This is a genomic window from Desulfosporosinus youngiae DSM 17734 (assembly GCF_000244895.1).
GTDB lineage: Bacteria > Bacillota > Desulfitobacteriia > Desulfitobacteriales > Desulfitobacteriaceae > Desulfosporosinus > Desulfosporosinus youngiae.
Genome location: NZ_CM001441.1, coordinates 4,182,042 through 4,203,612 on the forward strand (window position 1 = coordinate 4,182,042; position 21,571 = coordinate 4,203,612).

Consider the following 21,571-nt stretch of genomic DNA (forward strand, 5'->3'; position numbering starts at 1 on the left):
TGGATACCTATATTAACATTATAAGCATTCATAAAAAAGCTATACATCAATCGAGGGCTTCAGGGGACCGACATTTACATTGAACACTTGATAGCCCTATGTTAGACTGAAAAAAATGATACAACCGTCATTCCGGATCATCTATAAGGAGGATTTTATACTTTGGACAATGTCAGTATCATTAATATGCTGCTGGTTTTATCCACCTTGGTGATATTATATTTTTTGTTGTTAATCGCCAAAAGAACGCGGAAAAAGCAAATTCATTATGCTGTTTTAAGTATGACGGCCAGCATTCTCCTATGGAATATGGCGGTATTATTGTATATAACGTTTGACAATGTCCCCTGGATACTGGCAGTTTGTGAGCGGCTGTACTTTTTGGGTACGATTCTTGTATCAGTTTCCATATTATTTACCGGGTTAATATTTGCCCGAACCAAAATAAAATTCACATGGAAGCATGCACTGCTGTTTGTTGTTCCTGTCATCTCTATTGGGGTGCTGCTTACGAACCAGAGTCATCACTTGTTTTATACTGTCTTTAGCCTGATACCCTCCAAGCAAAATTTTGGTATCTATTTTACGATACATACCATATATTCCTATTTGTGTATAGGGATTGGCTTGGCCTATCTTGTGATTTTCTCCATAAAAAACTATGGCGTTTTCTCCAAACAATCCTCGTTAATAGGTATTGGAATTATGATTGCGCTGATCATGGATGCGATCAGCACATTTAAAATCTTTGATTGGTCAACGGCACTCGAAAATATTGCCTTTGCCGTGACGATTAGCTTTTTTGTGATAGCCACGGTTAAGTTTGATTTCCTGAACGTAATACCCATCGCCTTGCAAACCGTTGTTGATTTGATTTCTGACAGCTACGTGGTGATTGATGAGGATCTTGAAATCATTGATTACAACCAAGCTTTTGTAGGCGATTTTAGCGGGGTATCCAGGAAAGCCGACATTATGGCAATAATCAAAAAGAATTATAGTGATCTTGATGTTAAGAGGTTCAAGGGCTTTCTGGACGAAGCTGTTCGTGAGCAAAAAAAGTGAGCTTTGAAATGCCCAAGCCTGTGAATGAAGCTATTGTTTATTATAGGGTGGAAATCACCCCCATTTATGTCAGCGGCAATCCTATAGGAACTATCATTTTAAAAAAGAATATTACAGAGCATAAAAATAATCTGATAGAGGTTATGCAGCTCAATGAGAGGCTGCAGAGTCTGGCAACCCGGGATTGGCTGACGCAGTCTTATAATAGATATTTCTTTGATGAAAGATTGCAGCAGGAGATTGACCTCGTAAACAGGCTGCAGGCCTATGGTCAGGAATCAGAAAAAAGTGTCAATAATTTTGGGTTAATCATGTTTGATATAGACTATTTTAAAAATTATAATGATAATAATGGGCATTTGGCGGGAGATGAGCTCTTACAGACAATCGTTACGGTTGTTAAAGGGGTATTATATCCGACTGATATATTATGCAGATACGGCGGAGAAGAGTTTGCCGTTATTTGCTGCCATACCTCAGAGAAAGGGCTTGAAATAGCTGCGGAAAAGATCAGAAAGACTGTGGAGGATTATGATTTCAGGTTTCAGGATAAACAGCCGGGTGGCAACCTGACAGTCAGCATTGGCGCAGCATACTGTTCAACCCCTAACGTTAATAAAAAGGATTTAATAACAAGAGCTGATAATGATCTGTATTTAGCCAAAAGCAGCGGAAGGAATAAGGTTGTTTATAGTCCTGTTTTTATCGTAGATATCCCATAGCTCTGTTATTTACATAATTCCATTTTTATACTCTTTTACACAATCGACACCAGATCATACTTATTTGTTCTACCGACAGCCATGCATCTTCTGCACCATATAGTGTAAAGCCAACTCGTCTGTTTCTAACATAACCCTCATGAACTCATAATGTTTGGAGGATTGTTGGCAACACATTGCCATCTATATCGCAAATTTTTATTGCCCCCAGGCCGACAGGCAGAACAACCGCAAAGGGTTTTGTATGATCAATATCAATAATTTCGACAGTGTTGCCATTGGCAATTTCAATTTTTATAACCTGCTGCTTGTTCATTGAAAGATAAACCTTTTCCTGACGTCCTTGTGCTTTGTATTCAGCAATACCTTCATTTTCCACATTGGCTGACCCTCCGCTGCGAAAGAAGTAGCCAAATGATAACCCTTCTCTATTTTCATAGATCGAGAAGGTGTAGCGACTAAGATTTTCATCATAAAAAAGCATGGCAGACAGGGTATCTGTTGTTGATTTTGCCACTTGCCAACTTGGATCAATTTTATGAGAAATTCTTGCATCCTTCTCAATCTTTGATTTAGGGGTACCAATCGCATTGTTAAAGTATAAACTCAAAAATAAACCGGCTATCATAACTGCGGCGATACCCATATACTTAACTGCCTTTTTCACAAAATCACCTCTCCCAAAGCTATTTTCATTCTCCGAATAATCGCCATTCCGACCTCATGATATCAGCACGTTTCTTCTCCAAGAATACCTATTATTACTGAAGTGTTTGACAATTGCCAGGCCCAAGCCTGTGGTTTCAATCTCTGCCTGTGCCAAATCAGGCACCTGATTTTTGAAACAAACATAGACCCTTTCTTTCCGCTTCTATGACTGAAATAAGGATGCCACCAATGCCATGAGTCAGATAGTTCTTAAGCAGATTTTGAAAGATCCGGGTCAAGAAGGGATTTGGAGGCCTCGCTCTTCTCCTTTCGCCAAGAAATCATAATAAAACAGCGACATCACATCCGTCAGCACATTGTTCACATTCACTTTTTCATGCTGCAATGGATATTCATCAGACTCGTTAACCCAGGCATAAAGCCGAAATGATTCCATAATAGTGTTCTATATCCCTTACCTATGCTTTAGAGTTCAATAAAGAAGTATTTATCATTATCGGCATTCATTAAAAAAGGCTATACATAACCGAGGACTTTAGAAGGAAAACTCTAAAGGATTAGCAGCCGCACGCGATGTTCCTCGCTATCGATAATCGGAATTTGCACTTCAGTAATATAATTCTTGCTGTCCCGCTCTACAAATTGGTCGATGATATTAAAGTTAACTGTTATATCCGCCAGATCGAACTCCCCGCCCGCATCACGAATGCGCCGGGTGCTTTCATAGATATGCTCATACGCCCCCTGATGATATCCACAGAGAAAACGCCCGGCGGGTATCACCGGAAATCGCAGAAAATCAGTGGTTTCTTTCTGCTGATTCGGGTTTTCCCCGTCATCGAACAGATAAGCACCGAAATATTTAGAATCATCTTTGTAAAACACCACAGTCGGGTTTAGGTAGAACGAATCATCTCCATAGAGCAGTTCCTCGCCGCCTATAGGAAAATAGCGCCTCTCGGGGAATTCCTTGACCGAAACGCGCTCTATGTCAACCTTCGGCAATTCCTGCTCGATGAAACGGATCTTCTGCTGAATTGCTCTGTCAGTATTGAGCAGGTTCTCTGCCTTTTTCCTTAAAATACCGGACTGTTTTTTTAGCTGCTCCAATGTGGAATCAATATCACGGGATTCTAAATAGGAGGCGTGAATCTCCTTGAGAGAATAACCAAGGCGAAGTAAATAGCGTATGGTCGCCAGCCTGTAGATCTGGTCGAACCGATATCGTCTGTAACCGTTCTTCGGATTCCGTTCGGCCGGGACGAGCAGGCCGATTGAATCATAATAGATGAGGGTTTGCACATTCAAATTAAACAATGCACTTATTTCGCCAATGCTAAGGGTTTCTTTCATGTCAGGGCGTTTTCCTTTCCTGTGATAAGGTCATTATATCCGGCAATGGCTGAACAGGCAATCCTGTCATTTTTCCGGCCTTATCCAGAGTCGGAAACGTAGATCATCGTTACCGTTTATTGCGCTCAAAGGGGACACCCAGCGCAGACGGATCGATGCTTTTGCCAATGGACAAGAAGAGTACGATAACGGCAACTACATAGGGGAACATGCTGAATACCTGTGTGGGAATCGGGAAGCCCAAGGTTTGGAGGTTGTACTGCAGGGCCTGGGAAAATCCGATCACCATGGAGGCGGCAAAAATCCCCACTGGATTGCGCCGTCCCAGGATTACCACCACTAAGGCAATATACCCTCTGCCGGAGGTAACGTTCTCCATGAAGAAACCCAGCTGCCCCAAGGTGATACTTGCTCCTCCCAAACCGCCCAACACACCGTTTACAAAACAAGCAAAATAGCGAATCCCAAAGACATTAAGGCCGGCGGAATTGGCGGCCTGGGGATGTTCACCAACGGCATGCAGGTTAATGCCCCACTCCGTCTTATAAAAGAAAACGGCTGTCAGTACCATGCCGATCAGGGCAATATAGACAAATGCATTCTGGTTGAATAAAGCCGGGCCGATAATCGGAATATCGGACAGCAAAGGGATTTTTATCTCACTGAACACACTGCAGGATGGGAGGGTCGTTGTCTGCCCAAAAGCGATCAAGAACAGGAAGCTTGTAAGCCCCATCACCATAAAATTAAGTGCCAGACCCGCAATGGTCTGGTTGGCTTTGCAATGGATGCTCAGGACGGCATGGATCATGCTGACAAAGATGCCGCCCAGGATACCCGCCAAGAGACCCAGGACCAGGTTTCCGGTGAAAAACGCTGCTATAAAGCTGAAGAACGCTCCGGAAAGCATAATTGCCTCAACCCCGATATTCAGGACCCCGGCTTTCTCGGAAACAGCCTCTCCCAGTCCCGCTAAGATAAGAGGGGTTGCCATTCTCACAGAGGCTATTAAATACATCGTAACAAGCGCAATAAATCCAGAATCCATTTTGCGATCCTCCTATTCGTCCGTTAAAAGCCGGCGGAACAGACTTTTACGGGCCAGAATTAATAAGACGACAACCCCCATGATGATCGATGAAATGGACGTCGGCACACCAGCCATACGCTGCATTCCTAATGAACCAACCTGAAGCGCCGCGATGCCCAGGGCAGAGATGACCACGCCCAGAGGATGATTTTTTCCCAGCAGCGCAACGATAATCGCGATATACCCATAGCCTGGGGAGATACCTTCAAGCAGCTTATGATGCAGCCCGGACACCTCGCATACACCTGCAATTCCGGCAAGGCCGCCGCTTATCAAAGAGGAACGAACGATGTTTTTATACACGGAAATACCGGAGCATTTACAGGCCCTGGGATTTAGACCAACCGCCCGCATTTCATAGCCGGCAGGCGTCTTCCAAACCAGAATCCAAATGAGGGCTACACTGATCAGAGCAGCCAGGAGACCTGCATGCAGCCGGGTAGCGCTCATAAGGACCGGCAGTGTGGCGCTGTCGGGCAGAAAGGCCGACATTGGCAACGAACTGGCGGGGTCCTTCAGCACAGTACGCACCAAAATTCCGACAATACTTATAGCAATATAATTGAACATAAGCGTGGTGATCACTTCCGAGATCCCGAACCGGGCCTTTAAAAATCCCGGAATAACCGACCATACACCGCCTAAAACGAACCCGCCCAGGATCACCAGCGGAATCATAAGGATTGCCGGCAGATCATTAAACCAGAAAGCAATGCCGGTAACGGCAATGGCACCCATGTAAAGCTGCCCTTCGGCACCGATGTTGATAAAACCGCTCCGGGCACCTACGGCCACGCCCAAACCCGTCAGGATCAAGGGAGTTGCCTTTACCAGAACCTCTGAAACTGAATAAAAGGAGCCGAAGATTCCGGATAGAAAGCTAAAGAATGCCTGGTTTACATGGCTGCCAACCATAAGGATCAGTAAAATTGAGATTGCTAAGGTCAGGATAGCAATACCGAGCAAGGACAGAACGTTTCCAGACGTTTTCAAAGTGATTCCTCCCTTGCCTCAGACGTTCTCCCAGCCATCATCAGACCGATGCGGGAGAGATTCAGTTCTTTAGTGTTAGGGAAAATTCCCATGAAGCGTCCTTTATAAATCACGGCGATCCTATCACTCAGTAAGAGGACTTCCTCTAAGTCGGACGAGATGAGGAGAATACAGCACCCATACGACCGGCGCAGGAGAAGCTGCTGTTGGACGAACTCCGTCGCACCAATATCAAGACCTCTTGTGGGCTGATGGGCCACAAGAGCTTTGGGGTCGCCCGCCATTTCCCGTGCCAGGATCAGCTTTTGCTGGTTTCCGCCGGACAGGTTGCGCATGGGAGTATTCAAGTCCGGAGTTTTGATGGCGTATTCTTCCACTGCCTTTTGTGTGTCTTCCCGCACTAAACGGGTATTGATCAGTCCGCCCTTAATGAATTGGGGGGCAGTGTGTGTTTTTAAAAGCATATTATCCTTGAGGTCCATGTCCATAACCAGGCCGTCCTGCTGACGATCGTCTGAAATATAACCAATCCCCAGCTTCTTGCGCTCAAGTACGCTCATTGAACTCATATCTGCGCCGTCCAGTCTGATCTTCCCTCTGCTTTGTTTGCGGATGCCCAGAATGACCTCGACTAACTCCTTTTGCCCGTTGCCATCAACACCGGCGACACCGACAATCTCCCCTGGCGCGATCCGCAAGGAAAGCGAATCAAGCCGCTGTATACCTTTTTCCTTCAATGAAAGATCCTCCAGGAGAAGTCCCTCCCTGCCGGCATCGGGCACAACGGGCTCCCGCTGGATACTGTTAAGCTGGCGTCCGATCATATACTGTGATAACTCTTGCTCTGTAATGTCACTTGTTTTGGCCGTCACCACATTGCACCCATCGCGCAGAACTGTGACACGGTCTGTAATGCTCATGATCTCAGGGATGCGGTGAGTAATTATGATAACCGAACGGCCGTCCGCGCGCAGTTTGCGCAATACCTGGAAAAAGTATTCGGTCTCCTGGGGAGTAAGCATGGCAGTAGGCTCGTCCAAGATAAGCAATTCCGCATCACGGTAGAGAAGTTTAATAATCTCAACTCTTTGCTGTTCCCCCACGGACAGCGTGGAGACGTAAGCATCAACATCGATCTGCAGCCCGTATTTTTTCGAAACCTCCGCGATGGTTGCCTTAAGTGCCCTACGGTTAGGAAAGGGATATCCCTTTTCTCTAAGCCCAAGGGTTATGTTCTGCGACACGGTCAGAGTAGGAACCAGCATGAAATGCTGATGAACCATACCAATACGGAAAGCAATGGCGTCTCTGGGCGAGGTAAAGGAAACCTCCTGCCCTTTCCAGAGAATGCTGCCGGAATCCTTGGCATAGATGCCGTATAAAATATTCATCAAGGTCGTTTTTCCGGCGCCATTTTCTCCTAAGAGCGCATGAATCTCTCCCTGCTCCAAATCGAAACTTACCTGTTTATTGGCCATTTTCCCAAAAAACGATTTATTGATGTTCTTCATGGAAAGCAAAGCCATGATTAATCCTCCCCTAAACAGAAGAAGATGCCTCTGGACAGTTTGCAACATCATCCATCGAGACACCTTCTGAATGGTTATGCCTATTTTGTGGATTTCTCGATAACGGGAACGGTTAAGGTTCCATCAATAATCTGTTGCTTGGTATCCTCGATCAGCTTCTTGGCAGCTTCGGGAATCTTGCTCTCGAAAGAATGGTAGGGGGAAATATCGACGACCTTTTCTTTCATTCCTAAGTGAGTAATACCGCCTTTAAATGTGCCATTTTTAACAGCATCGACAGCAGTCAGAATGACTGTCGGCATATTATACATTGTGGAACAAATGACAGTGTTCGGGGCGATGGAATTCTGGTCGTATGAATTGCCGCAAGCCAGTATGCCTTTTTCCTCTGCCGCCTTAATCGCGCCGGTGCCGGCTTGGTTGGCAACATGGTAGAGAACATCCGCGCCCTTGTCGATCATGGACAGTGCGGCATCTTTACCGGCAGAAACATCCGTAAACGAATTTACATAAATCTCATACACAACAATATCCGGGTTTACTTTTTTCGCGCCCAGCTTAAAGGCCTCAAGCTCCTTAACAATAGAGGGCTGCTCCATCCCGCCTATTACCCCGATTTTACCGGTTTTGGACATGGAACCGGACAGGATGCCCATCAAATATCCGCCCTGCTCACAGCTCATTACATAGGAAGCCATATTCTCAGCCTGTGAATTGGACTCAGTGGCCATGAAATGGAGCTTGGGGAATTTTCCGGCCACACGGACTGCCGGGTCCCCGAACTGAAAACCATGCCCGATGATTAAGTCATATCCCCGTGCAGCATAATCGTTGTAGGCTGATTCTGTATCGGCGACACCGACATTTTCCGTGTAGGTTGTCTCCAAGCCAAACTTCGTCTCGGCGGCCTTAAGTCCCTCCAAGGCTGTTGCATTCCAGCCTTGATCATTGGCAGGACCCGAGAGGAGCAGCGCTACTTTCATTTTCTGCTCGTTAGAGGACGTCTCTTTTGCACCTCCGCTGCCGCAGCCGGTTAACAGGATTAACAGACACATTAGAAGTGCTAAACCTTTTACAACTCTCATCTTCTTTATTCCTCCTCTTGATTTCTTATTTATTTTTAACGGAATGCGTCACATTCATTGCGCAGCACCCGCGTACAAACCTTTTCCCCCTGTTCGGTTAAGGCCTGTTCATCAACACCCAACAACCGGCCATCCCGAAACACAACATTACCATTAACCATGGTCAGCCAAACCGGACCAGTCACCCCGACCCGGGCGAGAATATTTTTCGGGTCATGCAGGGTACCCGTCAGTTCCAGCACCCCTGTGTTGATCATGAACAGGTCAGCAGCTTTTCCAACCTCCAACGACCCCAAGTTGTCCCGTCCCAGGGTTTTTGCACCATTAATTGTCGCGATTTTCAGCAATTCGTAGGGAGAAAGGCACCCTCCCCGTGCTTTGCTGTGGTAAGCCTGCATCAGATAGGCCATCCTGAGCGAATCGAGTATATTCGAACTGTCATTGGTTGCGGAACCGTCGCATCCAAGACTAATGATCACCTTATCATTCTGCAGAGCTTTCATATCAAGGATCGGGAACCCGCCCAGAACCGCCGGCGCGGGACAATGAGAAACACCTGTGCCGGCTTGCCCCATCACCTTGAATTCATCGGGCTGCAGCTCCCATCCATGGGCAATCCAGACATCCGGGCCAATAAAGCCGATTTCCTCACACCATTCAAGGGTCCGCTTATGCCAGCGCTCCTGCATAATGATGTTTTCTCCTTCGCCAAGATGAGTATGCAGGCGCACGCCCTTTGCCCTGGCCAGAGCGGCCGATTCCTGGAAGGTTTCTCTGTAGCTGTTAATCGGCTGACAGGGTGCTACCACGATCTGCTTCATTGAAAAGGGTGAGGGATCATGATACAAATCAATCAGACGTTCACAGTCGGCAATAAATTCATCGGTCGTTTCCAGCATATCGTCAGGAATCGTACTTCCTTCACTGCGCGGAAGTGTATTTGTACCTCTGCCTGCATGATACCTAATGCCCAGTTGGGCAGCCGCTTCCATCTGCCGGTCCACCGGCAGCTTTCCTGACAAACGTGTATAGCAATACTGGTGATCGAAGGCACAAGTGCATCCGTGTTTAAGCAAATCTCCCATGGCAGTCAATGAAGAGTAATAGATAACTTCGGAATCGATTTTTTGAAAAACACGGTAGATTTTATCCAGCCATTCGACCACCAGCAGATTCGGATAATCGATGGTCATCAGGTTTCGCACAAAGGTTTGGAAAAAGTGGTGATGGGTGTTAATCAGGCCGGGATAAATAAATTTGTCACGTCCGTCGATCACTTCGGCGTCCTGGGTTGGCAAATTCTTGCCCATCTGCCTGATTTGAGGTCCCTCGATAAGCATATCCGTGTCATAAAATACTTGATCTGAGGCATCACAGGTTACAATTGCCCGGGCATTTTTAATTAGGATTTTTTTAGTCATCTTACTTTCATAGCCTTTCTGTTTATCGAAACTATCGTTTTATACCGGCAATCGTTGTATATTTTACCGCTATATTTAAATATTCTATAACCTATAGTTACTATAGGGTCAAGCATTTTCTTACAAAAAAGCAGGGGTAGAACCAATAAAAAAAGAGCCTCTCATCTTGTGAAAGGAACTCTCGGAATAGTTTCTTAAATTCATTAGGTAAGAAGATTCAAACCATAATAAAATTGTTGACACATGTCAGTCGAAATATTTGGCCAAAGGAAGTTTCGGGGAAAAATCAATATATTTCTCTAAAAACTTGCTGCATTGACCGATGATAATACCATTGACTAAAGCGCAGATAACTGTTCCGATCCCAACCCCGCGCAGGCCGCCGAAGAAAAGGTAAGACATTGCGATGGCCACAACACAGCTGGTACAGTCATAGCCGATTTTAAACTTATTAATATTTATATGGTATTTCTTAGACACTTCTTTCACGAACAACTCGTAGACTTCGGGGGAAAGATAGGTGTGAAAAAGCAAGGAGATACCCATAGAGCATAAGAGCATCCCCGCAAGATATAGAGGGATACGTATACTCAGCGCATCAGCAGCCACATCATTCAGTATCCGGATCCAACTATCCAGAATCACACCATAAATAACCGCCGTGACAAACGAGAAACAGTAGGATAGCTTAAAGCGGCGCAGCACCAGAAACAAAACTACTAATAGTACGGCCTGCAGTGTATATTCCGCCATGCCGAATGTGAGAGAACTAACTTTCAGCGAAATTAAATAGGCCGGAGCAACTACCATGGAAATACCGAGGTCCGCCTTTTCCATAAGCGCCACACCGAGGGCCAGAATGATCAGACCCAACAAATAGGCCAGCTCGGCAAAGTTTTTTATCTTTGTCATTTTTTCCTCCAACACAAAAAAGCTATAACCCAGCCGCTGTTTGATACAGAAACAGCAAAAGTTATAGCTTTTCTTCTATATAATTAGATAAAGCCTATTACAAAATCCACTGGCCGTCAATAGGGAAGATTGTTAAAAGTGACTAAACTGATCCAGCCTTGGAATCAGCATCCTATACATTTCCATTGAAATACTGGTCTCCCAGTGTCCCGTCAGCTTCGCGATTCCAATCATCCCGACCCATAACCCCACCACACACAAGGCTAAGCTCTTTGGCGTCAGTGAGAAAAAGGGTTTGGGAAGATCAAACTTCAAGGTGTTGCTCACAGGACACTGCCGGACACAATTTAAACACCCGGTACATTCCGGCGACCAAACGCTCGGCATTTTATCGACATTGATACGATTCGGGCAAGCGACCGAACATCGTGTACAGGAGATACAGGTTTCAGGTGCTCTTCGTATCTTCCAGGGACTTATCATGCCTAATAAACCCAGTAACGCTCCATAGGGACAGAGATACCGGCACCAGAAATTTTCAATAAGAACCGATAGAACGATCAAACCGCCGATAATGCTGAATCCTACCCAAGTCATATTGGTGAAGAAGCTTAGCATCTTGATATCCGCAACCATGTTATAGGGGGTCTGCAAAAAGGCATAGGCAGATACCCCATCCATCAGGACGAAAATAAAAAAAATGAAGAAACCCAGAATTAAATACTTTAAAGAGCGCAGACCATAGTCAAGCCAACGCGGGAGCATGAACTTTCTCTTGAATATCCTTTGCCCCAGCAAAGCTAAGCCCTCTGATAAAGTACCAAAAGGACAAATCCAGGAACAAAATGCCCTCTTCCATAACAGGGATACGCTCATTGCGGCCAGAAAAATCACAAGCCCGGCAGGATGAATCCGGTCAAAAACCCCGGTGGTCAGCCATGATTTGAAAGCGATTAAAGCACTGATGGGCAGAAATGCTTCCACACCCGCCGGTCTTGCTTTAAACAAGGTTGCGTTTGGATCGGAGACACTTTGAACAAAGCCTATAAATTGAATCCCAATCAGGCCAACCATGATTGCAAATAAAGCCTGGATACTCCTGCGCCAAATGTAGTTACCTTTAGGATTAAACATAAGTCCCCCTTTGATTACCCCAATTTGCTTCCTTTACTTACCGGTTGGTCCGGCTGAATCAAAACAACCCCTTGTTTTGCGTATACTCCCAGAATTAACACTTCTGACATGAAGTCAGCGACTTGTCTGGGCGGAAAGTTAACGACCCCTAAGACTTGTTTCCCCATCAGATCATCGATTTTATAACATTCGGTAATTTGAGCACTCGATCTCTTGATGCCAATTTCTTCCCCGAAATCAACCCACAATTTATAGGCCGGTTTTCTTGCCTTTTCAAAAACCTCGGCCTTTACAATTTCACCGGCTCTTATATCTAATTTCATAAAATCATCAAACTCTGCCACTTCAAACCCTCCAGTTAAGTTTATAATCTTTAACGTTCCAATTGGGCAAATAAAAGCGCGCGGCTTAGGAAAGCCCGTCAGTCCGGGCTTATGCCGGCATACATGCTCTTAACCTCTTTTGGCTTTATGCTTCCAATCACAATCCCCAATGTTGTGAGCATAAGGGCGATGATATGGATTAAGCCTATTTTCTCATCTAAAAAAACCACACCGCCAACCATGCTCGCAAAAGGCATACCATTTAAAAACATAGCCGTTCGATTTGCCCCCAAATGTTTAATCCCATGGTTCCAGCCTAAGGTACCCAAGGCTGTGGCTCCCCAGGCTGATAATAATAAAACCAGTCCCGCTGTTGCAGAAAAATGAATCTGCCCATAAACCGAAAGCCCAAGGGAACCCATCACTCCAATATTTAACAATATCCCTCCTATCAAGGTAGAATAAGCTGTTACAACTACAGTGGGAATCGAAGTTTCCATTAATTTTTTGATAAGCAGCGCCCCGATGACATAGGTTAACATGGCTAAAACCATAAGGATATCCCCGATCAGTGAAAACTCCACGGAACCGTCAGAGGAATTGGAGAATACTACGAGCACAACCCCTGTAAATCCCAGTAAGATTCCCAGTCCTAAATTCCTGGTGAATTTTTCGTTCACAAAGAGGGAGGCTAAAAGCGCCGTTGTTAACGGATTTAAGGCAAGAATAAGGGCGGCATTGGTGGCAGATGTCGTAAGAACACCATACCCTAAAAACAACTGATGAATAAAAACAGATATTAATCCGATTAAAAAAAGCAGTCTCCACTGTTTTCTATCCGGATTATAGAATCCGTATGTTTTAAAAACAAAAATAAGCAAAAAACCTCCTGCCAACAGCATTCGAAGTCCAGCTACCAGTATGGGCGGCATAAGCTGTGCTAAGTACTTAATCATAATAACGTTTAGACCCCAAAGCATAACTACTAAAAGCAATATGAGATAGATTTGTTTCTTTCCTGTTGGCATTACATTATCTCCATCCATCGTTTAATTCATGTTGCAGCTCAGGACATCCTTTTGAACATCGCAATAGTACTATCATAGCACTACTTAGCCCGAATAGCTCTCAATAGTTAATTCTAATTCAAGTCCTGACAAAATGCACATCCAAAAAGCAGCCGGATTTCCGGCTGCTCTTATCTATTTTATCAATTATCATTTTAAAGCCACTGATTTTTCATCACTGCTTTTTTTGTATCTAAGCCCTATAAATCTCCGGAAGTTATGCAAGGAATGTGCCCCGCGAAGCACTTCTTATCACTTATCATAAATACCTTCAATAATCTTGTACTGTGCAACAAGTTCTCCTTTGTAATATGCGTTTACGTAATATTGTTGACTCACCTTGGCTTGCTTTTTATCTATGTGAAATTCTTTTAATGCTCATTTTCTTGGACACTTAAGTTCGTTTATCATGATAAAAATAACAACTTATTTCCGCAATTATCATAATCGTGGGAACAATGCCAATCCCAATAAAAATACCGATAAACTCCTCGTGTTTTGTTAATCCAAAGGCCATTGCGGATAACACTGTAATAGCAGCACAAATAGAAAATGTAATATTATAAGCGCTGCTTTTTGATTTTAGTGTAACTAGTTTTTCTCGTTCATCATTATTTTGTTTATCTACTTTGCTGAAGCTGCTGCTTAAACTTCTCAATACCTCCGTCACCCCGAATAGGACGCAAAAAATATCTATTAAAACATGTTTGATATTTCTCAGGGTGCTTAGCTCATCAAAGCGGATAATATCCAGGGGAATTCCAACTGCCGCCAGCAGTAAAAACACAATGCCACTCCAAAACCTTTTCTTGTTATATATCTTTTTCTTCATTCTCCAAATTCTCCTCTAAATTATATAAATCCTCAATGGTCGTGTTGAACACGCGAGCTATTTTATAGGCTAGCATAATCGATGGATTGTACTGTCCTTTTTCCAGTGAAATGATCGTTCTTGAAGAAACACAGACCAAATCAGCTAATTGCTGTTGAGTCATATTAGCAAGGGTTCGCAATTCTTTTACTCTATTTTTCACCTATTAACCTCCATGTTATTATGAAGAAAGCTTCACGCGAAGTATACTTCATATTATAATTTGAAAGACTTGGGTTGTAAAGTAAAAAATGTAAACTGAAAGATCTGAGGCATCCCCATGATCAAGTCATGGGCATCACTGGCTCCCTGCATCTTCACCAAATAGTTTTCCGTACCAAACAAAGAAAGGCACCAATCAGTCTATAAAATCTGATTGGCACCTTTCTTTGTTTGTTATTACCCTTTGCCCTTGGGCCGTCTTAATAAAATAAAGATGAGGAGCGCCCCTACATCACATATTGCAATAATGATACCCATAGGTACAGCATTATTGCTCCCGCCTATACCGACTAAAGGCGCTACAAAAGCACCAAAAATAAGGGAAAGCAGACCAAGCAACGCTGAAGCACTTCCTGCGGCATGCCCGTAATTCTCCATGGCCAGTGCCGAACCGGCTGTACCTACGGCGCCAACACAAGAGACCACAAAAAACAAGGGGATTAAGACGACTGGAAGACTTGCCTTAAATAATATGGCAAGCAGTAAAGCAAAACCGCTTACAGCCGCAAGAATGAGCCCGCCTACATATAACTTAACCCCCTTTATTTTCGGGGCAAGCCGGCCGGTGATTTGACCGGCAAGAATAATTCCGAGACCATTCATGGCAAAAATCAAACTAAACGTTTGAGGGGAAGCACCAAATATAGTTTGGATTACAAAAGGCGAACCGGAAATATAAGCAAACATGGCTGCCGTAACAAATCCTTGGGGCAAGGCATACATAATAAAATCACGATCAGAAATAAGTTTCCTGTAGGTTGTGAGAGTATTCGCAAGACCACCTGCCGTACGGCCTTTAACCGGCAGGGTCTCGTTTAAACCGAAAATTACGGCTAAAAACATCACCAGGCCCGATAGAGACAGGGCAACAAAAACCCCTCTCCAGGAGGTGAACTCCAAAAGTTGTCCCCCTATGATCGGAGCCATGATAGGGCCTAAGCCATTGACTAACATTAATAGAGATAGAAATTTCATCATTTCGGCACCTGAGTAAAGGTCCCGGACCATTGCTTTTGAAATCACTATTCCTGCCGACCCTGCTACGCCTTGAATAAACCTTAAGGCAATAAGACCTCCAATGGATGTATTTACTGCGCACAAAAGAGAAGCGGCGGTGAAGGCAATCAGGCCTATTAACAAAGGGAGGCGGCGCCCCCGAATATCACTTAAAGATCCCATCAATAATTGTCCCAATGACATCCCCAGTAAGCAAGCAGTTATGCTTAGCTGAGCCAGGGATGCACTCGTCTGGAGGTCTGTTGTCAGGGACGGAAGAGAAGGCAAATACATATCAATTGATAAGGGCCCGATAGCTGCCAGGGAGCCTAAGACAAAGGCTGTCCAATAACGCAGTTTTTTAGAATCAGACAACTCTTTGCCGGTTAAAATTCCTTGATTACTGTTACTAAATGACATCTTATGATTCCTTTCCTATCTTGTGAACGTGTTGGATAGATAGTCAGCAATTGTTAGAGCTTAAATTTCTCATAGTACAATTTCCTTTAAGATGGCAGAAATCGCAATGAGTTTTGCCGCTAAAATCAGGCAAATTGCGCCCTACCCCCATCACCATGGCAATCGATTTCTTGGGCAGCATTAGATTGGAGTCCGTTAATCTGATACCAATCCGGTCCCCCTTGAGAAAACTAATAATGGATCTCACATCCTCAAGACCTTTCCAGTAGGAATGTCCGGGCCCCAAGGGGAACGTTGTGCTAAACTGTCCGGCCTTATAAGTCTCCGCGATTTCAGCTATGGCAGTATCAGCCACTTTGGCCATAAGCGCCGACCCCGCAGAGTCTAAAATAAAGGCTTCCAAGGTTTGACCTTGATCGGTATAATCTTTTACTCTCTGATCGATAGTACTGCCGATCGTCATGGCGAATAAAACGGCACCTTCGGCAGAACCTAACACCTTAGGCAATAAGGTTCCTCTTAACGTCAGGTCGTCCTCTAAATAAATTTCCTGCTCTCCGACACCAAGAACCTTGGCTTCCTGCCAGATAACCCTGGACCTTACCAACCCTTTAGCTTCCTCCAGGATCCGCAGATTCAAGCCGGCGATTCCCGGTCGCGGCGGTCGCTTACTGTAATCTGCACCTTGGGCGGTAAATAGGTCCTGTATGGTTACCTCCGGCAGACTTACCTCATATAGTCTTGCTTCAGGCATTTTTTTTGTTCTCTCCTTTAATCCAACTTGAAGTAGGTATTTTCAGCAAAAATAATATTGAATCGAGAGTAACTGCCTAGTTCGATAAATGAGACTGCGGCAGCTATATCGCCGGCTCTGGAAAATTCCCCTGCGGAAAGTAAAGCAATCTTTGCTCCTGTACCTGCCCCATTGCCGATCATTCTAATTTTAGTTTCCAGTTCCCTGGGGATTAAGCCTATTACACAGGCACTGTGGGGATTCAGATAATTGCCGAAGGCCCCTGCCAGCAACACTTCTTTAATATCCTCAGGCTGAATACCGCTGCTCTCCATCAAGATCCTGACACCTGCGGCGATTGCTCCTTTGGCTAGCTGGAGCTCGCGAATATCATTCTGAGTGATCATAATCGGCCTGCCGTGGAGGGTTTCACCGGCATCAGCCAGCAAAAATGCCCATGTTCCTTCATATTCAATCAGCCGATCCTTAAATCTTAAGGATTCAGGGTTGGTGAGCTGATCCGGCATAAGAAATTTACCGCGTTTGTTAAGCATACCCAGTTCAACCAGGCCCGCTACTCCATCGAGAAGAGCAGAACCACAAATTCCCGCGGGGCTCCCTCCGCCAATGACTGTAAACTCCAAGTTGTCTCCAAACTTAATATGATCAATAGCTCCAACGGCGCCCCTCATGCCATTGGTTATCTGTGCTCCTTCAAAGGCCGGGCCCGCAGCGGCTGAACAAGCAACCATTTTCTTGCTTGAACCCAGCACAATTTCCCCATTGGTGCCAATATCCAAAATAAGGGTGACATCCTCACGCCGGTCGGGTTCCGTGGCCAATAAAACAGCCGTGGTATCTGCTCCCACAAATCCTGCAATATTGGGCAGTACAAAAACCTGACCGGCTCCGTTAATTTCCAGTCCTAACTCTGAGGGATCGACGACAAGTCCCTGATTTACTGCTGAAACATAGGGTGACACGCCAATACTTCTAGGATTGATTCCTAAGAAAAGGTGGTGCATGGTTGTATTGGCTGCGATAGAGATTCCATAGATATTGGTTCTGCTTGTTCCTGCCCTGCCGGCTGCTTCCCCGATCAGCTTATTAATGGCGTCTGTTACGGCTTTATGCAGTGAAGCCAGGCCATTCTCCTGTTTTCCTGCATAGGTGATACGGGAGATTACATCCCCTCCATATTGAGCCTGAGGATTAAGAGTGGACACCACCTCAAGTTCCTTGCCCGAGTTTAAGTCCATCAAGTATCCTACAATCGTCGTCGTCCCGATATCGAAAGCCATTCCTAACATAGTTTCGGTGGTATTGCCCGGTTCAAGCCCTAGCACCTCCGAGTCATATACGACTGTCGTCAGCTTATTATTGGCTTCCCGTAACATGTCCGGCAGCCGGCGCAAAGTAGAGAGAGGCGCCTTCAAGTTGTTCATATCTCCCTGAGCGGCCAGACTTTCCCGAAGACGCTGCCAGTCAGATTTATGCTCGCTTAGGGTCGGCTGACTCACTTCAGCAAAAAACTTTCTAAGATGAGGTTGAACTGAGAAGGGCCTGTCTACCGAATTCATAAGAATATTATGCTTCAATTGTTTGGGATTGAGAATTTCGACGACCATATCCTCCTGAATCTCAGTCATACAAGCCAAACGAATTCCATCTTCCAGTTCCTGCCTTGTCAGTCGGGACTGCTCAGCCGAAGTCGGCTTAGCCAATCCTTCTATTACCTTCACCCGGCACTTTCCGCATTTTCCCATCCCCCCACAAGGGAAATCAGACTCCAGTCCCGCCTGACTCATAGCTTCCATAATGGAAGTACCCGCTGCTGCTTGTTGACGAAGAGCTCCAGGTTGGAATATTATCCTAAAGTCTTTCAAGAAAATACCTCCTGTCCGCTTAAACGTAAAACTGCATCGAAACATGATGCAGTTGTTAAATTACTCGCTATTTCCTTTTAGCTTGATATAATCCCCCCGAAAATAGGTTACACAAAAGCCGATGGGTTTATTGTCATCGTTAAAGATCTTTTGCTCAACCACCAGTAAGGCTAATTCATCATAAATATTCAGATGCTTCTTGATTTCCTCATCAGGCATTTGAGCAGAGATGGATAATTCTTTCTTTAAAGAAAAAGCAGCTATACTGCCCGAAACCATTTCAGGAAAGGTGGCCTGTTCAATCTCTTTTTCTACAATGGGCATTCCTTTGGAATAGAGCAGATATTTAAGATCATAGGCAACCGGTTTACCCTCTGTATAAAACAATCTGCGAATAACAATCACATTCTTATTAATGGTCGTCTGAAGTTCGCCGGCAAGTTTCTCGTCAGGCATGATGATATTAACTTCTAACAGCCGGGATTGGTCTACTTTATTAATCGAGTTGTTCATTTCATTATAGTAAATGGTATACTTATTCAATTCAGGTTTCCGTACAAAACTGCCCTTGCCCGGAATTGAATAAATGTATCCGTCATTGGCCAGAATAGCGAGCCCTTTTCTAACGGTCATCCGGCTGGCGCCATACTCTTTGCTGAGGGCATTCTCCGAAGGAACAGCATCACTTGGCTTTAACTGACCGCTATTAATTTTTTGTTTGATATCCTCAACAATCGCCAGATACATGGGATTAATCATTATCTGATTCTCCCATCTCCCCGGAAGCTTTCATCCAACGAAGGCAAATTTCGACTCCTTTTGACGCTTCAGCGGCAAAAGCGTCGGCGCCGATATAACGACAGCCATTAGCATTGAGATAATTTGCTCCGGCAATAATTTTAACTTGGTCCCTTAATCCGGCTTTAGTAAACTCTTGAACCACCTGTTTCATTTGATCGATGGTATTCGATAAAACTCCGCTCAACCCGATAATATCAGGTTTAAATTCCCTGGCTTTTTTCACAAATGTTTCTCCGGGCACGTCCACGCCAAGATCCATAACTTCAAAACCATTGGTCTCTAACAGAGCCCTGAAAATTTCCTTACCAATATCATGAATATCATCTTTGACAGTACCGATTAAGACTTTGCCGCTTTTCATATTGTGGCTGCTGGTATAAGAGATCATTCTGCTGAGTCCCAAGACTTCTCTAAAGATGATACCCGCCATGATTAAGTCAGCTATATAGTAATCTTTGCCTTCATAACGCTTTCCTACCCGGTCCATACCCTCGATGATCATATTAATGACATCTAAAGGATTTATGCCTTGATCTAAAGCCTGATTAGTCAGTTCTATTACCTTTGTTTCTTCAAGTTGTTCCACACTGTCGATTAAACGTTCCTTATCTTCAAAAAAGCCCTTCATTACGCCCTCCATAAAACAGATTTACACAAAGGGGTATTGGTATTTACAAAAATATCTTATTGCCCTCAAAAATGTTTGTCAACCTGTTATGGAAGGTCCTGGGTGATAATACCAAAATCCTGATTGCTTACCGTCTCTCCTTTTCGGATTAAACAGAAATCCTGGTCAGAGCTTCCTGCAAGAAGTTTCTTCAGCAGCCAAATATCGCCTTGGGCAAGGATCAGTTTCAAGTTGAGGCTTTCCGCTAGTGTTTTCGTTTCAGCCAAGCAGTCATCGAGACTATAGGCCTTCGTATCGATGAGCATCAGGTACTTATAGTGTTTGAACATCAGCTCAAAAACTCTTTTAGCCTGTTGCTCTCCATAACGCTTTACGGCATGCTCAATTTCTTTAGTCAAACTGTTAGTGCCTTCCAGCCAACCCTTGGTGAGATAAAAGGTGGCCTTTTGTTTCTTATATATCTGACCGGATTTACTCAGTACCATTGCTATACAGTCCTCGATCCTGGGAACGATCAGATCAGCGGTGGAAGCGTTCAAGCCAACTGTGCCATTGCCGCAGCAACCATAGGCTAAGAGAATTGTGTCAGCGTCTTTAATCTTGTCTATTTCCTCCTGGAGCTTAACCCTTAAACCATCGGGGTCATTATGGTATTCAGAATCCACCCAAGTTATTGGGTACTGACAACCCAAATCATGCATGGCCTGATTAATTTCGTGACGAAGTGTTTTGCACGCAATGAGTGCAGTACGCCGATGTTTCCTATCCCCAGTCATACCTAGTTACCCCTAACCTTATTCCTTAATCGGTCCAATCTTATTCTTTCGGAAAGCATTCGAGAAGTTTCTGCAAAGGCGGTCCCGGCCCAGCAAAGCTTCCGTTGCCATGAGGGTTGCCATCATGTCCCGGTTAACCGGATCAATAATGGCGGAATCCATTCCCGCATAAAGGGCGATGGTCAGAAAACCTTGATTGACAACTTTCCGCAGGGGCATGCCGAAGGAAATATTGCTTAACCCTGAGGTCACTTTAAGGGTGGGGTACAGTTCCTTAACCCGTTTTAAGGTCTCGGTAAAGTTCAGCAGCGATTTGTTATCGGCGGACAGGGCAAGCACCAGGGGGTCAAGATGAATTCGGTCAGGAGAGATCCCATGTTTTTCTGCCTTTTCCACAATATTGCGGGTAATCTCCACCCTCGTCTCCACATCCGAAGGAATTCCTCTGTTATCACATGTCAGGGCGATAACCTGCCACTCTGTCCCCTCAATCAGCGGAAAAATGATCTCACATTTATCCCCTTCTTCTGAAACAGAGTTGATTAACCCGGGGCGTCTGGCGTACTTCAGGACTTCCTTAATGACATTTGCATTTGGGCTGTCGATGCACAAAGGGGTATCCACCGTATCTTGAACCAGATTCATCAGCCAGATTAGGGTTTCGACTTCGTATTCCGGTGCGGTACTGGCACAGACATCCAGATAATGGGCTCCCGCCTCTGTTTGTTTAATGGCGAGGTTGCGGATAAACTCTTCATTTCTCTCAACAATCGCATTTTTTACGCTGGGGATCGTTCCGTTAATCTTTTCTCCTATAATAATCATCGTCGAATCTCCTTCTCGTTTGTAAAAGGGGAGAGAGCGTCTTGCTCCCT

General features: G+C 44.8%; 22 protein-coding genes. 2 read left to right on the plus strand and 20 right to left on the minus strand.

Translation table 11 applies throughout. From position 1 onward, the window contains the following. Positions 1–162 precede the first annotated feature (162 nt). Both DESYODRAFT_RS29335 and DESYODRAFT_RS29340 read left to right on the plus strand, forming a co-directional pair. Positions 163–1,065 (plus strand): histidine kinase N-terminal 7TM domain-containing protein, encoded by a 903-nt coding sequence (locus tag DESYODRAFT_RS29335; RefSeq protein ID WP_242833491.1) that lies wholly within the window; start codon positions 163–165, stop codon positions 1,063–1,065. Next, positions 1,062–1,787 carry a GGDEF domain-containing protein gene (locus tag DESYODRAFT_RS29340; RefSeq protein ID WP_242833492.1) on the plus strand — a complete coding sequence of 242 codons (726 nt, stop codon included), beginning with the start codon at positions 1,062–1,064 and terminating at the stop codon, positions 1,785–1,787. The genes DESYODRAFT_RS29335 and DESYODRAFT_RS29340 overlap by 4 nt, the downstream gene beginning before the upstream one ends. Positions 1,788–1,932: 145 nt before the next feature. Here the strand turns inward: DESYODRAFT_RS29340 and DESYODRAFT_RS19345 are convergent, their stop codons facing one another. From DESYODRAFT_RS19345 to DESYODRAFT_RS19440, 20 genes are all read right to left on the minus strand, one after another. Next, positions 1,933–2,454, minus strand: a complete 522-nt coding sequence (locus DESYODRAFT_RS19345; RefSeq protein ID WP_007785645.1) for a hypothetical protein — start codon at positions 2,452–2,454, stop codon at positions 1,933–1,935. A 551-nt stretch (positions 2,455–3,005) separates the two neighbouring features. Next, positions 3,006–3,809: a MerR family transcriptional regulator gene (locus DESYODRAFT_RS19350; protein WP_007785647.1), complete on the minus strand. Its 804-nt coding sequence runs from the start codon at positions 3,807–3,809 to the stop codon at positions 3,006–3,008. Between the two features lie 109 nt (positions 3,810–3,918). Beyond that, positions 3,919–4,857: an ABC transporter permease gene (locus DESYODRAFT_RS19355; protein ID WP_007785649.1), complete on the minus strand. Its 939-nt coding sequence runs from the start codon at positions 4,855–4,857 to the stop codon at positions 3,919–3,921. Positions 4,858–4,869: 12 nt separating this feature from the next. Then, positions 4,870–5,892: an ABC transporter permease gene (locus tag DESYODRAFT_RS19360; RefSeq protein ID WP_007785650.1), complete on the minus strand. Its 1,023-nt coding sequence runs from the start codon at positions 5,890–5,892 to the stop codon at positions 4,870–4,872. Beyond that, positions 5,889–7,418 carry an ABC transporter ATP-binding protein gene (locus DESYODRAFT_RS19365; protein ID WP_007785652.1) on the minus strand — a complete coding sequence of 510 codons (1,530 nt, stop codon included), beginning with the start codon at positions 7,416–7,418 and terminating at the stop codon, positions 5,889–5,891. The genes DESYODRAFT_RS19360 and DESYODRAFT_RS19365 overlap by 4 nt, the downstream gene beginning before the upstream one ends. 83 nt (positions 7,419–7,501) lie before the next feature. Beyond that, the gene (locus DESYODRAFT_RS19370) at positions 7,502–8,506 is read right to left on the minus strand and encodes a BMP family protein (protein WP_007785654.1); all 1,005 of its coding nucleotides are present in this window, start codon (positions 8,504–8,506) and stop codon (positions 7,502–7,504) included. 35 nt (positions 8,507–8,541) lie between these two features. Further along, complete coding sequence (locus DESYODRAFT_RS19375) at positions 8,542–9,927, minus strand: amidohydrolase family protein (RefSeq protein WP_007785656.1); 1,386 nt, start codon at positions 9,925–9,927, stop codon at positions 8,542–8,544. A 246-nt stretch (positions 9,928–10,173) separates the two neighbouring features. Next, positions 10,174–10,839 carry a DUF6198 family protein gene (locus DESYODRAFT_RS19380; RefSeq protein ID WP_007785658.1) on the minus strand — a complete coding sequence of 222 codons (666 nt, stop codon included), beginning with the start codon at positions 10,837–10,839 and terminating at the stop codon, positions 10,174–10,176. Between the two features lie 132 nt (positions 10,840–10,971). Continuing rightward, on the minus strand, positions 10,972–11,973 hold the full coding sequence (locus DESYODRAFT_RS19385) for a 4Fe-4S binding protein (protein WP_007785660.1): 1,002 nt from the start codon (positions 11,971–11,973) through the stop codon (positions 10,972–10,974). Between the two features lie 14 nt (positions 11,974–11,987). Next, positions 11,988–12,317, minus strand: a complete 330-nt coding sequence (locus DESYODRAFT_RS19390; RefSeq protein ID WP_007785662.1) for a tRNA-binding protein — start codon at positions 12,315–12,317, stop codon at positions 11,988–11,990. Positions 12,318–12,394: 77 nt separating this feature from the next. Next, positions 12,395–13,324 carry a DMT family transporter gene (locus DESYODRAFT_RS19395; protein WP_007785664.1) on the minus strand — a complete coding sequence of 310 codons (930 nt, stop codon included), beginning with the start codon at positions 13,322–13,324 and terminating at the stop codon, positions 12,395–12,397. Between the two features lie 433 nt (positions 13,325–13,757). Next, positions 13,758–14,195 (minus strand): hypothetical protein, encoded by a 438-nt coding sequence (locus DESYODRAFT_RS19400; RefSeq protein ID WP_007785666.1) that lies wholly within the window; start codon positions 14,193–14,195, stop codon positions 13,758–13,760. Next, entirely contained in the window at positions 14,176–14,397 is a 222-nt protein-coding gene (locus tag DESYODRAFT_RS19405; protein ID WP_007785668.1) for a helix-turn-helix transcriptional regulator, read from the minus strand. Before DESYODRAFT_RS19405 ends, DESYODRAFT_RS19400 begins: the two co-directional genes overlap by 20 nt. A 236-nt stretch (positions 14,398–14,633) precedes the next feature. Next, positions 14,634–15,872 (minus strand): multidrug effflux MFS transporter, encoded by a 1,239-nt coding sequence (locus DESYODRAFT_RS19410; RefSeq protein ID WP_007785670.1) that lies wholly within the window; start codon positions 15,870–15,872, stop codon positions 14,634–14,636. 43 nt (positions 15,873–15,915) lie between these two features. Continuing rightward, complete coding sequence (locus DESYODRAFT_RS19415) at positions 15,916–16,626, minus strand: hypothetical protein (protein ID WP_007785673.1); 711 nt, start codon at positions 16,624–16,626, stop codon at positions 15,916–15,918. 17 nt (positions 16,627–16,643) lie between these two features. Beyond that, positions 16,644–18,491, minus strand: coding sequence for an ASKHA domain-containing protein (locus tag DESYODRAFT_RS19420; RefSeq protein WP_007785674.1), 1,848 nt, complete (start codon positions 18,489–18,491; stop codon positions 16,644–16,646). A gap of 60 nt (positions 18,492–18,551) precedes the next feature. After that, positions 18,552–19,250: a GntR family transcriptional regulator gene (locus DESYODRAFT_RS19425; RefSeq protein ID WP_007785676.1), complete on the minus strand. Its 699-nt coding sequence runs from the start codon at positions 19,248–19,250 to the stop codon at positions 18,552–18,554. Beyond that, positions 19,243–19,920 carry a cobalamin B12-binding domain-containing protein gene (locus DESYODRAFT_RS19430; RefSeq protein WP_007785678.1) on the minus strand — a complete coding sequence of 226 codons (678 nt, stop codon included), beginning with the start codon at positions 19,918–19,920 and terminating at the stop codon, positions 19,243–19,245. The genes DESYODRAFT_RS19425 and DESYODRAFT_RS19430 overlap by 8 nt, the downstream gene beginning before the upstream one ends. Positions 19,921–20,006: 86 nt before the next feature. After that, entirely contained in the window at positions 20,007–20,696 is a 690-nt protein-coding gene (locus tag DESYODRAFT_RS19435) for a DUF1638 domain-containing protein (RefSeq protein ID WP_007785680.1), read from the minus strand. Between the two features lie 18 nt (positions 20,697–20,714). Beyond that, positions 20,715–21,521 carry a methyltetrahydrofolate cobalamin methyltransferase gene (locus DESYODRAFT_RS19440; protein ID WP_007785682.1) on the minus strand — a complete coding sequence of 269 codons (807 nt, stop codon included), beginning with the start codon at positions 21,519–21,521 and terminating at the stop codon, positions 20,715–20,717. Between the last annotated feature and the right edge of the window lie 50 nt (positions 21,522–21,571).

Excerpts from the sequence above, each read along its gene's own strand:
- DESYODRAFT_RS19385 (WP_007785660.1), bottom strand. The coding sequence starts at position 11,973 with ATGTTTAATCCTAAAGGTAACTACATTTGGCGCAGGAGTATCCAGGCT.
- DESYODRAFT_RS19425 (WP_007785676.1), bottom strand. The coding sequence starts at position 19,250 with ATGATTAATCCCATGTATCTGGCGATTGTTGAGGATATCAAACAAAAA.
- DESYODRAFT_RS19415 (WP_007785673.1), bottom strand. The coding sequence starts at position 16,626 with ATGCCTGAAGCAAGACTATATGAGGTAAGTCTGCCGGAGGTAACCATA.
- DESYODRAFT_RS19430 (WP_007785678.1), bottom strand. The coding sequence starts at position 19,920 with ATGAAGGGCTTTTTTGAAGATAAGGAACGTTTAATCGACAGTGTGGAA.
- DESYODRAFT_RS19350 (WP_007785647.1), bottom strand. The coding sequence starts at position 3,809 with ATGAAAGAAACCCTTAGCATTGGCGAAATAAGTGCATTGTTTAATTTG.
- DESYODRAFT_RS19375 (WP_007785656.1), bottom strand. The coding sequence starts at position 9,927 with ATGACTAAAAAAATCCTAATTAAAAATGCCCGGGCAATTGTAACCTGT.
- DESYODRAFT_RS19370 (WP_007785654.1), bottom strand. The coding sequence starts at position 8,506 with ATGAGAGTTGTAAAAGGTTTAGCACTTCTAATGTGTCTGTTAATCCTG.
- DESYODRAFT_RS19410 (WP_007785670.1), bottom strand. The coding sequence starts at position 15,872 with ATGTCATTTAGTAACAGTAATCAAGGAATTTTAACCGGCAAAGAGTTG.
- DESYODRAFT_RS19355 (WP_007785649.1), bottom strand. The coding sequence starts at position 4,857 with ATGGATTCTGGATTTATTGCGCTTGTTACGATGTATTTAATAGCCTCT.
- DESYODRAFT_RS19435 (WP_007785680.1), bottom strand. The coding sequence starts at position 20,696 with ATGACTGGGGATAGGAAACATCGGCGTACTGCACTCATTGCGTGCAAA.
- DESYODRAFT_RS19440 (WP_007785682.1), bottom strand. The coding sequence starts at position 21,521 with ATGATTATTATAGGAGAAAAGATTAACGGAACGATCCCCAGCGTAAAA.
- DESYODRAFT_RS19365 (WP_007785652.1), bottom strand. The coding sequence starts at position 7,418 with ATGGCTTTGCTTTCCATGAAGAACATCAATAAATCGTTTTTTGGGAAA.
- DESYODRAFT_RS19395 (WP_007785664.1), bottom strand. The coding sequence starts at position 13,324 with ATGCCAACAGGAAAGAAACAAATCTATCTCATATTGCTTTTAGTAGTT.
- DESYODRAFT_RS19400 (WP_007785666.1), bottom strand. The coding sequence starts at position 14,195 with ATGAAGAAAAAGATATATAACAAGAAAAGGTTTTGGAGTGGCATTGTG.
- DESYODRAFT_RS19380 (WP_007785658.1), bottom strand. The coding sequence starts at position 10,839 with ATGACAAAGATAAAAAACTTTGCCGAGCTGGCCTATTTGTTGGGTCTG.